Raw genomic sequence first — 13364 nt, 5'->3', positions numbered from 1 at the left:
ACCGCCCAGTCGCTGGCCGCGGCGGAGGCCCTGGAGGGCGCGCTCGGTCTCGACGGACGCCCGCATGCCGCCGCCCGCACCCTGCTGGCCGACGCCGAGACGGCGACGAACCATGCGTGGCAAGCCCTGATGGACTGGCCGGCAAGGCTGGGCGAGGCGCCGCAGGCCAAGGCGTTGGCCAGGCTGCGCCCCCCCGCCGCCGCGATCCATCCGGCGCTCTACCCGGCCCGCGACGGGCTGCGTCCGGGGGGAGGCTTCCTGCGGGCCGACCGCACCGCCTTGGCCGCCGCCGTTGCGGCCCTGCACGACGGGGTGGTGCAGACCGTCTTCGCCGCCCCTCCGCCCGCCGATGCGGCGGAACTGGAGCGCTGGGCCGAGGCTGGGGAAACCCCCGCGGCGCGGTTGATGCGCCGCGCCCTGGCGCCGGACATGGCGGGGTTCGGAGCCTGCGGCGTTCCGGCGCTGGAGGCACATCCCGCAAGCTGGTTCGGCGCGCGGCTGTCCGCCGACGCCGGCTTCTCCGAAGCGCCCCGGCAGCACGGCGCCCCGGCCCACACCGGTCCGCTTGCCCGCCGCAGCGCGCACCCGCTGGTCGCCGCGCTGCTGGCCGCGCACGGCCCCGGCCTCGCCGCCCACGTCGCCGCGCGGTTGGTGGAACTGGCGGACGTGCCGGACCGCATGGCATCCCTGGCGGACCGCCTGGACGACGCCGACCCCGCGCCGGACGACGGCACGCCCCACCACGGCGAGGGAAGCGGTGCCGTGGACACGGCGCGGGGGCGGCTGGCCCATTGGGTGCGTTTGGAGGACGGACGCATCGCGGATTACCGCATCGTGGCGCCGACCGAATGGAATTTCGCCGCCGACGGGCCGCTGGCCCACGGCCTGGCCGATGCCGCGGCGGACGGCGCGCTGGCCGAACGCGCGGGACTTCTGGTGGCGGCGCTCGACCCCTGCGTGGCCTCCGCCATCGCGATCCAGGAAGAGGACTGACCCATGCACGAGCTGGCGCTCAGCCAGGGCATCATCGACGTGATCCGCGATCAGGCCGCGGCCCAGGGCTTCACGCGGGTGAAGACGGTGCGGCTGGTCATCGGCACGCTGTCCCATGTCGAGCCGGAGGCCATCGCCTTCGGCTTCGACGCGGTGAGCCGCGGCACCATCGCGGAAGGGGCCGCGCTGGACATCGAACGCCCGCCGGGGCAGGCTTTCTGCCTGTCCTGCGAAAAGCCGGTCCCGCTGCCCGGGCGGTCGGACCCATGCCCCGAATGCGGTGGCCACCAGCTTGTGGTCACCGGCGGCGAGGAAATGCGTGTCAAGGAACTGGAGGTGGAGTGATGTGCACGGTCTGCGGCTGCGCCGAAGGCGAAACGACAATCGAAGCCGGCCACGCGCACGGCCATCACCATCACCACCACGGTCATGACCATCATCACCATGACCACGGCCATGACCACGGCCATGACCACCACCATCACGACCACGAGCATGTCGGTCCGGACGGCAAGGTCTACCGGCACACGCACGGCCATGACCATGAACACAATCATGACCACGGCCACGGCACCATCGACCTCGGGCGCGGTCCCGCGGGAACCGAGGTGCCGGGCCTGTCGCAGACCCGGCTGGTCGCCATCGAACAGGACATCCTCGCCAAGAACGACAGCTTCGCCGCGGTGAACCGCCAGTTGTTCGCGGCGAAGGGCGTGTTCGTCCTGAACCTGATGTCCAGCCCCGGTTCGGGCAAGACGACCCTGCTGACCCGCACCCTGACCGACCTGAAGGGCCGCTTTCCCACCGCGGTGATCGAGGGCGACCAGCAGACCTCCTTCGACGCCGACCGCATCCGCGCCACCGGCACGCCGGCCATCCAGGTCAACACCGGCAAGGGCTGCCACCTGGACGCCCAGATGGTCACCCAGGCGGTGGGGCGCCTGCCGGTGGAGACGGGCAGCGTCCTGTTCATCGAGAATGTCGGCAACCTCGTCTGCCCCGCCGGCTTCGACCTCGGCGAGGCGCACAAGGTCGTCGTCCTGTCGGTGACGGAGGGGGAGGACAAGCCCCTGAAGTACCCGGCCATGTTCGCCGGTGCCGACCTGCTGCTGGTCAACAAGGTGGATCTGCTGCCGCATCTGACCTTCGACGTGGCGCGCATGATTGCCTATGCCCGCCAGTTGAAGCCGTCGCTGCGCGTGATCGAGGTTTCGGCCACCGGCGGGCAGGGGCTGGAGGAGTGGTACGGCTGGATCGAGGAGGGGCGTGCGAAGGCCGTGGCGGGACGCGGCGCATGAGCGCCGCCGACTTCCTCCTGATGGCCGGGGCCTGCCTGTATTTCATGGCCACCCCCGGCCCCGGCATCTTCGCCGTGGTCGCCCGCTCCCTCGCCATGGGTTGGCGGCGCAATCTGGGCTTCCTCGGCGGGATGGTGGTGGGCGACCTCGTGCTGCTGGCGCTCGCCCTCGGCGGGCTGGCCGCCGTGGCGCACGCCTTCGAGGGGCTGTTCACCGTCCTGCGCTTCGCCGCCGCCGGTTACCTGATCTGGCTGGGCATCCGCACATGGCGCGCACCCGTCGTCGCCGCTGGCGATCTGCCGCCGGCGGAGGGCGCGCAACTGCGGGGCTTCGCAAGCGGGCTGGCCCTGACCCTGTCCAACCCGAAGACCATCCTGTTCTACATGGCCTTCCTTCCGGCCTTCGTGGACCTGACCCGCGTCACCGCCACCGACGCCGTTCTGATGGCCGGGATCGTGGTGGGCGTGCTGAGCGCCGTGCTGCTGGCCTATTCGCTGGCGGCATCGCGCGCCCGTCATCTGTTCCGCAGCGAACGGGCGATGAAGACGCTGAACCAGGGCGCCGGCACGCTGATGATCGGTGCGGGCGTGGCGGTCGCCGCGCGGTGAAGCGGCTGCGCGTCCGGGTCCGCGGGCAGGTGCAGGGAGTCGGTTTCCGGCCCTTCCTGCATGGGCTGGCGCAGCGCCTCGCCATGACCGGCTGGGTGCTGAACGACGGGGACGGCGTGCTGGCGGAGGTGCAGGGCGAGGCCACCGGCCGTTTCCTCGCCGCGCTGGTGGGGGAGGTCCCGCCGCTGGCGCGGATCGACGCCGTTGAAACGGAAGAGCGCGCCGTCGATCCCGGCGAGGCGGGCTTCGCCATCCGCGCCTCACGGGGCGGAGCGATCGGCACCGGGATCGCCCCCGACGCCGCCGTCTGCCCGGCCTGTCTGGCCGAGTTGTTCGACCCGGCGGACCGGCGCTACCGCTATCCTTTCCTGAACTGCACCCATTGCGGGCCGCGCTTCACCATCACGCGCGCCCTGCCCTACGACCGGCCCCAGACCGCCATGGCAGGCTTTCCGCTCTGCCCGGCCTGTGCCGCCGAATACGCCGATCCCGCCGACCGCCGGTTCCACGCCCAGCCGACCGCCTGCCCGGCCTGTGGCCCGCGCCTCTCCCACTCCATCGAGGAGGTGCTGGCCGCGCTGCGGAGCGGAAAGATCGTCGCGATCAAGGGGCTGGGCGGCTTCCATCTGGCCTGCGACGCCTTCGACGCGGCGGCGGTGGAGCGGCTGCGGGAGCGCAAGCAGCGCAACGGCAAACCCTTCGCCCTGATGGTCGCCAACGCCGCGTCCGCCGAAGGGTTCGTGGAGGTGGGCGCAGCGGAGCGGGCGTTGCTGGAGGGGGGGACGCGGCCCATCGTGCTGCTGCGTCGGCGCGGTGCCGCCACCCTCCCGCTTCGCGGGTCCCCCCCTCCCCCGCCCAGCGGGAGAGGGTCAGGGTGGGGGCAGGACTCCCCACCTCCATCCCTCCCCCCCTCCATCGCCCCCGGCCTCGCCTGGCTGGGCGTCATGCTGCCCTACACCCCCATCCACCACCTGCTGTTCCACGAGGCCGCGGGCCGCCCCCACGGCACGGCGTGGCTGGACGAGCCGCAGGACCTCGCCCTGGTGATGACCTCCGCCAACCCCGGCGGCGAGCCGCTCGCCATCGGCAACGCCGAGGCACACCGGCGGCTGGAGGGCATCGCCGACCTGATCGTGGACCACGACCGCGACATCCTGATCCGCGCCGACGACAGCGTGATGCGGGTGGTGGCCGGGGCGCCGGCCTTCCTGCGGCGGGGGCGCGGCCATGTGCCGGTGCCCATCCGCCTGCCGCGCGCCGGGCCGCCGGTCCTGGCGGTGGGCGGGCATCTGAAGACCACCGTCTGCCTGACCCGTGGCAACGAAGCCTTCCTCAGCCAGCACATCGGCGACCTGGACAACGCCGCGACGCTGGATTTCCTGGAAGAGACGGTGTCCCACCTGCGCCGCGTCCTGGCCGTGGAGCCGGTGGCCGTCGCCCACGACCTGCATCCCGATTTCCAGAGCACCCGCTTCGCCGAATCGCTGGGCCTGCCCACCGTGCCGGTGCAGCATCATCACGCCCACCTCGCCGCCGTCCTGGCCGAACAGGCGGCGGACGGACCAGCGGACGGACCAGCGGACGGACCGGCGGACGGACCGGCGCTCGGCCTCGCGCTGGACGGGTTCGGGCTGGGGGCGGACGGCGGGTCCTGGGGTGGCGAGATGCTGCTGGTCGAGGGCGCCCGCTTCACCCGCCTCGGCCATCTGGCCCCGCTGGCCCAGCCGGGCGGCGATGTGGCGGCGCGCCAGCCCTGGCGCATGGCGGCGGGGGCGCTGGCCCGCATGGGGCGCGGCGCCGAGATCGCGGAACGCTTCGGTGCTTGCGGCCCGGCGGACGGCGTGCGGCGGATGATCGAGGCGGGGTTCAACGCGCCGCAAACCAGCTCCTGCGGGCGCTGGTTCGACGCCGCCTGCGGCCTGCTGGACGTGCGCTCCGCGGCTGGCTTTGAAGGCGAAGCGCCGATGGCGCTGGAATCGCTGGTTCGCAACCCCACGGTCCTGGAGGGCGGCTGGCGGATCGAAGCCGGCGTCCTGGACCTCACCCCCCTGCTGGAAAGTTTGTTGCAGATCAATGCGCAGGACGGGGCGGACCGGTTCCATGGCACCCTGGCCGCGGCGCTGGTGGATTGGGCGATGCCCGAGCTGGCGGCGCGTGGCTTCGACCGCATCGCGCTGTCGGGCGGCTGCCTGATGAACGCCGTTCTGGCGGAGAGGCTGACCGCCGGGTTCGCGGCGCGCGGCGTCGCCGCTCTGCTGCCGCGCCGGGCGCCGGCCAACGACGGCGGGCTGAGCCTGGGACAGGCGTGGGTCGCCATTCAATGTTTGCTTCAGGGTTTGCTTCAGGGTTTGCTTCAGGAAGGACCGCCCCCATGTGCCTCGCCGTCCCCGCCCGCGTGATCGAGCTTCTGGAGGACGACCGCGCCACCGTCAGCCTGGGCGGGGTGAAGGTCGCCTGTTCCCTGGCGCTGGTCGAGGGAGTGGCGGTGGGCGACTATGTGATCGTCCATGTCGGCTACGCCCTGTCCAGGCTGGACCCGGTGGAGGCGGAGCGTACGCTGGCCCTGCTCGCCGAGACCGGCACCCTTCCCGCCTCCGACGCCGCCTGACCCGCCGCCTGAATTCCGGACACCCGCCATGACCGACCGCCGCCTCTTCACCCGCAAGCTCGACCTCGCCCGGGGCACCGTGGACATGAGCCACGGATCGGGCGGCAAGGCCATGGCCCAACTGGTGCGGGAGCTGTTCGCCGCGGCCTTCGCCAACCCGCTGCTCGACCAGGGCAACGACCAGGCGGCCTTCGACCCGCCCGCCGGGCGCATGGTGGTGACCACCGACGGCTTCGTCGTCTCGCCCCTGTTCTTCCCCGGCGGGGACATCGGCTCGCTGGCCGTGCACGGCACGGTGAACGACGTCGCCATGGCCGGTGCGGTGCCGCTCTACCTGACCGCCGGCTTCATCCTGGAGGAAGGCTTCCCGCTGGCCGACCTGAAGCGGCTGGTGGACAGCATGGCGCAGGCGGCGCGGGAGGCCGGCGTGTCCATCGTGACCGGCGACACCAAGGTGGTGGAGCGCGGCAAGGGCGACGGCGTGTTCATCACCACGACCGGCATCGGCGTGGTGCCCCCCGGCGTCGCCCCGTCCGGCGAGCGGGCGCGGCCCGGCGACGCGATCCTGGTCAGCGGCACCATGGGCGACCACGGCGTCGCCATCATGTCCACCCGCGAGAATCTGCGCTTCGAGACGGACATCCGGTCGGACAGCGCGGCGCTGCACGGGCTGGTGGCCGGGATGGTGGCGGCGGTGCCCGACGTGCACGCGCTGCGCGATCCGACCCGCGGCGGCCTCGCCACCACCCTCAACGAGATCACCCACCAGTCCGGGGTCGGCATGCTGCTGCGCGAGGCCGACATTCCCCTGCGGGCGGAGGTCGCCGCGGCCTGCGAGCTTCTCGGCCTCGACCCGCTCTACGTCGCCAACGAAGGCAAGCTGATCGCCATCTGCGCGGCGGAGGATGCGGACCGCCTGCTGGCCGCCATGCGCGCCCACCCGCTGGGCGCCGACGCCGCCATCATCGGAACGGTGGTGGAGGACGCGCACCGCTTCGTGCAGATGGAGACGCGCTTCGGCGGCAAGCGGATCGTCGATTGGCTCTCCGGCGAGCAGCTTCCCCGCATCTGCTGACGCACCCCGCCGCGCCGGACGGGGCACCTCCTTCGCCCACCCGGCGCCGTCCGGTGTAGCGCGATGGATTTGCGACGGATCAGCCCCGCCGGGGGACCCCGGACGCGCTCCAGGCGTTGCCTCCCCCGGAAGGCGGTCGTGTTTCCGCCAGCCGAATTGCCTGCACGGGGGATCGATGGGTATTCCGCAGTCCATCCAGTTGGGTGCTGCACCGCTGGAACCGGCCACGCTCGCCGGCACGGCGTCCGCCGCGGAGCTGGTCGCGCGCCTGCCGGCCACGCCGCCGCTGCACCGCAACCGGGTCAAGCGGGCCTTCGACCTCGTGGGGGCGGTCGGGCTGATCCTGCTGTTCGGGCCGCTGATGCTGATCGTCGGGCTTCTCATCATGCTGGACGGCGGCCCGGCGGTGTTCGGCCACCGGCGCATCGGGGCGGAGGGGCGGGACTTCACCTGCTGGAAGTTCCGCTCCATGGTGGTCAACGCGCCGGAGGTCTTCGAGACGCTGATCGAATCCGACGCGGAGGCCCGCGCGGAATGGGAGGCCACGCGCAAGCTGCGCAACGACCCCCGCATCACCTGGGTGGGCCGGTTCCTGCGCCGCACCAGCCTGGACGAGTTGCCGCAGCTCTTCAACGTTCTGGCGGGCGACATGAGTCTGGTCGGCCCGCGCCCCATCGTGCAGGAGGAAGTGGCGCGCTATCACGCCTGCTTCCCCTTTTACACGCGGTGCCGCCCCGGTCTGACCGGGCTGTGGCAGGTCAGCGGGCGCAACGACGTGGATTATGGCCGGCGCGTCCAGCTCGACACCGCCTATCTGCTGGGCTGGAGCCTGTGGGACGACCTCCGCATCCTGCTGCGGACCGTCGGCGTGATGCTCAGCGGAAAAGGTGCCTATTAAGGCGTAGAGTCCCCGCGCCGCCGCCCTCCCCCGCCTGGAGAATGGCGGCGCGGGGGGCGAAGACACATATCCTATCCTGCACGAACCGTCAGGTCCCGCGCCGCCAGGGGGCAGGATTTGAGATTGCCCGGGCAACGTGCTAGGTTGCGGAGGAACGACCGGCGGAACCGGCCGGAAGGCCATGCCGTGCCGTATGAAAGCGCATATGCACCGGCCTCGGGCGTCCGACAGGCGAAACCCCTGGTACAACAAGGCTTGCAGTCGCGTTGATGGCATTGATTCCGCCGGCCGTGCCGGCCTGTCGAGAGGGGCGCAGGATGGCGAAACTGCTGGCGGCGCTGTTGCTGCTGATGGTGGCGATGGGACCCGCATGCGCGGTGGCACCCGCGTCCCGCGCCGACGTCAGCATCGCGCTGGATCATTACCGGCAGGAGTTCGCAAAGACCAAGGGCACCGCCGCCCTCCCTTCCCCGGCGGACCGCAATTATCTCCTCTTCTCCGACGTCCTGCGCCGCGTGCTGGCCGAGCATGTGAAGCCGGGAGCGCCCCAGGCGCTGGTCGAAAAGGCCGTCGCCGGGCTTCAGAAAAAGAAGAAGGAGGAGCCGGGGGCGACCGATCGCGCTCTGACCGAGGCGGCGCTGGACGCGATGCTGTCCTCCCTCGACCCTTATTCGGCCTTTCTCGATTCGGAGCATTTCCGCTACATGCGGGAACAGACCCAGGGCGAGTTCGGCGGGCTGGGAATCGAGGTGACGATGGACGAGGACAGCGGGCTGATCCGCGTCGTGTCCCCCATCGACGGTTCCCCCGCCGCCCGCGCCGGCCTGCGCACCGGCGACCTGATCGCCAAGATCGACGAGGCGCAGGTGAAGGGGATGAACCTGCGCGACGCGGTGGCCCGCATGCGCGGCCCGGTCGGCACCTCCGTCGCCCTGACGATGCGCCGCAACGGCGCGGGCAGCGGCGGCAACGCCGCGAACAACGGCCCCGACGCGCCGTTCCGCGTGTCGCTGACCCGCGCCATCGTGAAGATCCAGCCCGTGCGCTACCGGCTGGAGGGCGACGTGGCCTACATCCGCATCGCCGCCTTCAACCAGCAGACCTCCCACGCGCTGGACGAAGCGGTGGAGGAGATGCGCCGGCAGGCCCACGGGCGGCTGGCCGGGGCTGTGCTGGACCTGCGCAACAACCCCGGCGGCCTGCTCGACCAGGCGGTGAACGTCGCCGACCGCTTCCTGGAGGCGGTGGACATCGTGTCGGTGCGCGGGCGCGACCCGGACGAGAACCGCCGCTACACCGGCACGCCGGGCGACCTGCTGGCCGGGTTGCCCATCGTGATGCTCGTCAACAGCGGTTCGGCCTCGGCGTCGGAGATCGTGGCCGGCGCCCTTCAGGACCACAGCCGGGCGCTGCTGTTCGGCACGCGCAGCTATGGCAAGGGTTCGGTCCAGACCATTTCGTCGCTGTCGGGCGACATCGGCATCCGCCTGACCACCGCCCGCTATTTCCGCCCGTCCGGCGGGCTGGTCGATTGCTTCGGCGTGTCGCCGAACCTGGAGATCAAGGCGACGAACGACAACAGCGAGGAAACCCACCCCGATCCGGCGACCTGCGACCCGCACGCCACCGCGCCGCCGCCGCCGCGCGCATGGCGGATCGAGGATCTGTGCCCGGATGTGGCCGCCGCCCCGTCGCAGCCGGATTCGGACCGCCCGCTGGAATGCGCCGTCGCCGCCATCCGCACCCGCCTGATGGGCACGCTGATCGGGCGTCCGTAAGGGACCCTGAAGACACCCAAAAGAAAAGCCCTCCCAAAAGAAAAGCCCTCCGTTCACCAGGAACGGAGGGCTTTCTTTTTGTGCCCCGTTCACCGCCCCGGACCGCCAAAGCGGGCCGGTTCGGCAAAGGGAATGGTGCTGCTTCCGCGACCGGGCGCGTGGGGATGGGTCCGCCCCGCCCCCTCGCGCCCGGCTGTTCGACGTCAGACCACTTCGACGCGCTGCGCTTCCGGACCCTTGACGCCCTGGCGGACGGTCACCCGCACCTGCTCGCCGTCGGCGAGCACGTCCAGGCCCGAACGCTCCAGAGCGCGGATGTGGACGAAGATGTCCTTGCCGCCCGTGGACGGGGCGATGAAGCCGAAGCCCTTGGACACGTTGAACCACTTCACGGTGCCGTCCACCGTCTCCTCGGCGCCGCCGCCGTAGCTGCTGCCGCCGCCGTAGCCGCCGCCGTAGCTGTCGCCGCGCGGGGCGCGCGCCGCCGGGCGCGGGGACTCGCTGGCGGTCGAGGTGTCGACGTCGTGGATGGTCGCGACCTGCGGGCCCTTCGGGCCGCGGGACAGGTCACAGGTGATGGTGGCACCCTCGGGCAGGCTGTCGTGTCCGCAGAACTGCAGAACCGTGGAATGCAGGAAGGCATCCGGCGAGCCGTCTTCGGGCGTGACGAAGCCAAAGCCCTTCGTCGCGTTGAACCACTTGACGGTGGCGCGGATGTTGCGCTGGGTGATTTCGGGGGCGCGGAAGCTGTTGCGCTGCGGACGGTCGAACATACGTGGTCTCATCTGTCGTGATAGGCCATGCCCCAACCGGCGGGACATGGCCTTCCGAAGATGATCCGTTCTGCCGCGCTTTTCAATTGAGATCGCGCGTGCCGGAAAGAAAGATTCGGCAAAAGCCCGGCCAAGGGCCGCCCGGCGGTGTCCGGGCGACCAAAAATATCGCAATTGCTGCGAGAATCGGCGCAATGTCCGTCAGGCCGCTCCGCAGCACTTCTTGTACTTCTTGCCGCTGCCGCAGGTGCAGGGCTCGTTCCGTCCGACCTTGGGACCGCTGCGCGGGCGGGCGCCCAGCGTGCCGTCCACATAGTACCAGCGACCGTCCCGCTTGGTGAAGCGGCTCGTCTCGTGGTGCTTCTGCGCCTTGCCGTTCATGGTGAAGTTGGCGACGAACTCCACCACGCCGTCCTCGTCGTCCACCCCGCCGGCTTCGGTGGCGCGGACCTCGAGCCCGGTCCAGACGCTGTGGGAGGCCCAGGTCTCGATCTCCTTGCGGTCGAAATCCTCGCGGGTTCCCGGCAGCAGCGTCTCCTGGAGATAGTCGATCTTCCCGCAGGCGAAGGCCGAGTAGCGCGACCGCATCAGCGCCTCGGCGGTGGGCGCCAGGGCGGTTCCGTCCAGATAGGGGCCGCAGCAGGTGTCCAGGGTCTTGCCGGAACGGCAGGGGCATTCGGTGGTGGCGGTGGTGGTCATGACTTCCGGCCTCTCGATTTGAGGGCGCCATGCATAGCGCAGCCGGCGGCGTCCGCCAAGCGTCACCGCCCCCAGTAATTCGCCGCCAGTAATTCGCCCCCGGAAATTCGCCCCCGGAAATTCGCCTGAACGGGATCGGCATTCGCGCTAACCTGTGCCGAACGCGGGCGGCCTGCCCGGCCCCATGGAACCGGCGATGACCAGACGGCGATGACCAGACACGGACCCGACCTGCCCACGCGGCGCTTTCCCGCGGACACCCTGCTGATCCGCCAGGGCGAGGCCGGCGATTGCGCATGGCTGATCCAGTCGGGGGAGCTGGAGGTGCTGCTGGACGGCCCGGACGGCCCCCGCCGCCTGGGCACCGTCGGCGCCAACGCCATCGTCGGGGAAATGGCGCTGCTGGACGACGGGCAGCGCAGCGCCACGGTCCGGGCCGTCACCCCCGTGGAGGCGGTGGAGCTGTCGCGCGGGACCTTCCGCGCGTTGCGCGGGCGCTGCCCGCCGCTGGCCGCCTATCTGCTGGAGAGCTTGATCGCCGCGATCCGCCGCGGCTATGGCCTGTCCCAGCCCGAACGGCAGGAGGGGGGCGCGGACATCCGCTCCTCCGATTCCTTCGCCACGGTGGCCGACCGGCGCATGTTCCGCCGCGGCCACAGCTTCTTCCGCCAGGGGGACGCCGGGACGGCGGCCTATCTGATCCAGTCCGGCTCGGTCGGCGTGCAGCGCGACGGGATGGACCTCGGCGTCCTCGGTCCGGGGCGCATCTTCGGGGAGCTGGCCCTGCTCGCCAGCCGCCCCCGCGCCGCCACCGCCGTTGCGCTGGAGGCCACGGTCTGCGAAATCATCCGCAAGGACCAGTTCGCCAAGGCCATCGAGACGATGCCGCCCATCCTGCGCTCGCTGACGCGCATCTACATCGAACAGCTTTCCGGCGGACGGCTCCTGACCCCACCCCCTGAGACACCCCGTCAAGACCCATCATGACCGCCAAAGCCTCCCGGCCCAGACTCCCCCGTCCCCAGCCCGACCTGTCCTTCGAAACCGCCCTGGGCCAGGGGCGGCTGGTCTGTGGCATCGACGAGGTGGGGCGCGGCCCGCTCGCCGGTCCCGTCGTGGCCGCCGCCGTGGTGCTGCCGGCGGGCGGCCTGCCGGACGCGCTGGCCCGCGCCATCAACGACAGCAAGACGCTGAGCCAGCGCGCCCGCGAGGCGCTGGAACCGGAGATCCGCGCCCACGCCCTGGCCGTCGCCCTGGCCGAGGCCAGCCCGGCGGAGATCGACGGCATCAACATCCACAAGGCCACCCTGCTGGCCATGAAACGTGCCTACGAGGCGCTGCCCGGCGAGCCGCCCGCGGTCGCGCTGATCGACGGCAAGTTCAAGCCGGAGCTTTCCTGCCTGATGGAGGCCATCGTGAAGGGCGACGGGCGCAGCCAGTCCATCGCCGCGGCCTCCATCGTCGCCAAGGTGGCGCGCGACCGCGAGATGATGCGGCTGGCGGAACTCCACCCGCAGTACGGCTGGGACCGCAACGCCGGCTACCCGACTCCGGAGCATCTGGAGGCGCTGCGCCGGCACGGCGTGACCCCCCACCACCGAGTCACTTTTGCACCAGTCCGCGCCCAAATCGAGCTGGCCGGCTGACCGCCGCGACTCCGGCGCAAGAAATCAGTTGACGGCGACTCGGCGGCGAATCATTGTCCGAATGACTGATTCGCTGTTTTGGTTTCGTCAATGCTCCCCCTGAACAAAATTCTCGTGGGCGATTGCATCGCCCTCATGAATGAATTGCCGGCTGAATCGGTGGACCTCGTCTTTGCCGATCCGCCTTATAACCTCCAATTGGGGGGCGAACTCTTGCGTCCGAACCATTCCCGTGTCGACGGAGTGGAAGAGGACTGGGACAAGTTCGAGGATTTCGAGACCTACGACCGCTTCACGCGGGACTGGCTCGCCGCGGCCCGCCGCATCCTGAAACCCGAGGGATCGTTGTGGGTGATCGGCAGCTACCACAACATCTTCCGTGTCGGCGCCACGTTGCAGAATCTGGGCTTCTGGATTTTGAACGACATCGTGTGGCGCAAGACCAACCCGATGCCGAACTTCCGCGGCACGCGCTTCGCCAACGCGCATGAGACCATGATCTGGGCCTCGCGCGAGAAGGACGCCCGCTACCGCTTCAACTACGACGCCATGAAGGCGCTGAACGACGACCTGCAGATGCGCAGCGACTGGCTGCTGCCGATCTGCAGCGGCGGCGAGCGCCTGCGCGACGAGGACGGCCGCAAGGCCCACCCGACGCAGAAGCCGGAATCGCTTCTCTACCGCGTCATCCTGTCCTCCTCCCGCCCCGGCGACACGGTGCTGGACCCCTTCTTCGGAACCGGCACCACGGGTGCGGTGGCGAAGCGGCTGGGCCGCAACTGGATCGGGCTGGAGCGCGACCCGACCTACGCCAAGGCCGCCACCGCCCGCATCGCCGCGGTGGAGGAGGCGCCGGACGCCGCCGTCCTGGACACGCCGCCGAAGCGTTCCGCCCCGCGCATTCCCTTCGGCTGGGTGGTGGAACGCGGCCTGCTGCGCCCCGGCACCACGCTGTTCGACCTGCGCCGCCGCGTCCCCGCCCGCGTGC

14 protein-coding genes are annotated in these 13364 nt (G+C 70.9%); 12 read left to right on the top strand and 2 right to left on the bottom strand.

The genetic code is table 11. The features are described from left to right. The 9 genes from QSG27_RS23270 to QSG27_RS23230 form a co-directional block, all read left to right on the top strand. On the top strand, positions 1–993 hold a 993-nt coding region (locus tag QSG27_RS23270), incomplete at its 5' end, for a nickel-dependent hydrogenase large subunit (RefSeq protein ID WP_306710363.1). Positions 994–996: 3 nt separating this feature from the next. Continuing rightward, complete coding sequence (gene hypA, locus QSG27_RS23265) at positions 997–1338, top strand: hydrogenase maturation nickel metallochaperone HypA (protein WP_306710361.1); 342 nt, start codon at positions 997–999, stop codon at positions 1336–1338. Further along, positions 1338–2291: a hydrogenase nickel incorporation protein HypB gene (hypB, locus tag QSG27_RS23260; RefSeq protein ID WP_306710359.1), complete on the top strand. Its 954-nt coding sequence runs from the start codon at positions 1338–1340 to the stop codon at positions 2289–2291. The genes hypA and hypB overlap by 1 nt, the downstream gene beginning before the upstream one ends. After that, a complete protein-coding gene (locus tag QSG27_RS23255) occupies positions 2288–2899 on the top strand; it encodes a LysE family translocator (RefSeq protein WP_306710357.1) in 612 nt (203 codons plus the stop codon). Before hypB ends, QSG27_RS23255 begins: the two co-directional genes overlap by 4 nt. After that, positions 2896–5298 carry a carbamoyltransferase HypF gene (locus QSG27_RS23250; protein WP_306710355.1) on the top strand — a complete coding sequence of 801 codons (2403 nt, stop codon included), beginning with the start codon at positions 2896–2898 and terminating at the stop codon, positions 5296–5298. Before QSG27_RS23255 ends, QSG27_RS23250 begins: the two co-directional genes overlap by 4 nt. Then, positions 5271–5507, top strand: a complete 237-nt coding sequence (locus QSG27_RS23245; RefSeq protein ID WP_306710353.1) for a HypC/HybG/HupF family hydrogenase formation chaperone — start codon at positions 5271–5273, stop codon at positions 5505–5507. Before QSG27_RS23250 ends, QSG27_RS23245 begins: the two co-directional genes overlap by 28 nt. A 28-nt stretch (positions 5508–5535) precedes the next feature. Continuing rightward, entirely contained in the window at positions 5536–6582 is a 1047-nt protein-coding gene (gene hypE / locus QSG27_RS23240) for a hydrogenase expression/formation protein HypE (RefSeq protein WP_306710351.1), read from the top strand. A 175-nt stretch (positions 6583–6757) separates the two neighbouring features. After that, a complete protein-coding gene (locus tag QSG27_RS23235) occupies positions 6758–7480 on the top strand; it encodes a sugar transferase (RefSeq protein WP_306710349.1) in 723 nt (240 codons plus the stop codon). A 317-nt stretch (positions 7481–7797) separates the two neighbouring features. Continuing rightward, positions 7798–9258 carry a S41 family peptidase gene (locus tag QSG27_RS23230; protein WP_306710347.1) on the top strand — a complete coding sequence of 487 codons (1461 nt, stop codon included), beginning with the start codon at positions 7798–7800 and terminating at the stop codon, positions 9256–9258. Positions 9259–9461: 203 nt separating this feature from the next. Here QSG27_RS23230 and QSG27_RS23225 read toward each other — a convergent pair whose 3' ends face one another. Both QSG27_RS23225 and QSG27_RS23220 read right to left on the bottom strand, forming a co-directional pair. Next, complete coding sequence (locus QSG27_RS23225) at positions 9462–10031, bottom strand: cold-shock protein (protein WP_094304834.1); 570 nt, start codon at positions 10029–10031, stop codon at positions 9462–9464. A gap of 201 nt (positions 10032–10232) precedes the next feature. Continuing rightward, entirely contained in the window at positions 10233–10730 is a 498-nt protein-coding gene (locus tag QSG27_RS23220) for a YchJ family protein (protein ID WP_306710345.1), read from the bottom strand. Between the two features lie 210 nt (positions 10731–10940). On the opposite strand from QSG27_RS23220, the gene QSG27_RS23215 reads away from it, so the two are divergent. From QSG27_RS23215 to QSG27_RS23205, 3 genes are all read left to right on the top strand, one after another. Next, entirely contained in the window at positions 10941–11717 is a 777-nt protein-coding gene (locus QSG27_RS23215; RefSeq protein WP_306710343.1) for a cyclic nucleotide-binding domain-containing protein, read from the top strand. Next, positions 11714–12376 (top strand): ribonuclease HII, encoded by a 663-nt coding sequence (locus QSG27_RS23210; RefSeq protein ID WP_306710341.1) that lies wholly within the window; start codon positions 11714–11716, stop codon positions 12374–12376. Before QSG27_RS23215 ends, QSG27_RS23210 begins: the two co-directional genes overlap by 4 nt. A 90-nt stretch (positions 12377–12466) precedes the next feature. Next, positions 12467–13364 (top strand): DNA-methyltransferase (locus tag QSG27_RS23205; protein ID WP_306710340.1); only part of this gene is annotated, 898 nt, incomplete at its 3' end.

It is taken from the genome of Azospirillum isscasi (assembly GCF_030849505.1).
Taxonomy (GTDB): domain Bacteria; phylum Pseudomonadota; class Alphaproteobacteria; order Azospirillales; family Azospirillaceae; genus Azospirillum; species Azospirillum isscasi.
The sequence above is the reverse complement of the archived record's forward strand: the minus strand, read 5'-3'. Positions and strand labels throughout refer to the sequence as shown.

Bases quoted from the DNA above. Each gene is read 5' to 3' on its own strand.
- hypA (WP_306710361.1), top strand. From the start codon at position 997: ATGCACGAGCTGGCGCTCAGCCAGGGCATCATCGACGTGATCCGCGAT.
- hypB (WP_306710359.1), top strand. From the start codon at position 1,338: ATGTGCACGGTCTGCGGCTGCGCCGAAGGCGAAACGACAATCGAAGCC.
- QSG27_RS23255 (WP_306710357.1), top strand. From the start codon at position 2,288: ATGAGCGCCGCCGACTTCCTCCTGATGGCCGGGGCCTGCCTGTATTTC.
- QSG27_RS23245 (WP_306710353.1), top strand. From the start codon at position 5,271: ATGTGCCTCGCCGTCCCCGCCCGCGTGATCGAGCTTCTGGAGGACGAC.
- hypE (WP_306710351.1), top strand. From the start codon at position 5,536: ATGACCGACCGCCGCCTCTTCACCCGCAAGCTCGACCTCGCCCGGGGC.
- QSG27_RS23235 (WP_306710349.1), top strand. From the start codon at position 6,758: ATGGGTATTCCGCAGTCCATCCAGTTGGGTGCTGCACCGCTGGAACCG.
- QSG27_RS23230 (WP_306710347.1), top strand. From the start codon at position 7,798: ATGGCGAAACTGCTGGCGGCGCTGTTGCTGCTGATGGTGGCGATGGGA.
- QSG27_RS23225 (WP_094304834.1), bottom strand. From the start codon at position 10,031: ATGTTCGACCGTCCGCAGCGCAACAGCTTCCGCGCCCCCGAAATCACC.
- QSG27_RS23220 (WP_306710345.1), bottom strand. From the start codon at position 10,730: ATGACCACCACCGCCACCACCGAATGCCCCTGCCGTTCCGGCAAGACC.
- QSG27_RS23215 (WP_306710343.1), top strand. From the start codon at position 10,941: ATGACCAGACACGGACCCGACCTGCCCACGCGGCGCTTTCCCGCGGAC.
- QSG27_RS23210 (WP_306710341.1), top strand. From the start codon at position 11,714: ATGACCGCCAAAGCCTCCCGGCCCAGACTCCCCCGTCCCCAGCCCGAC.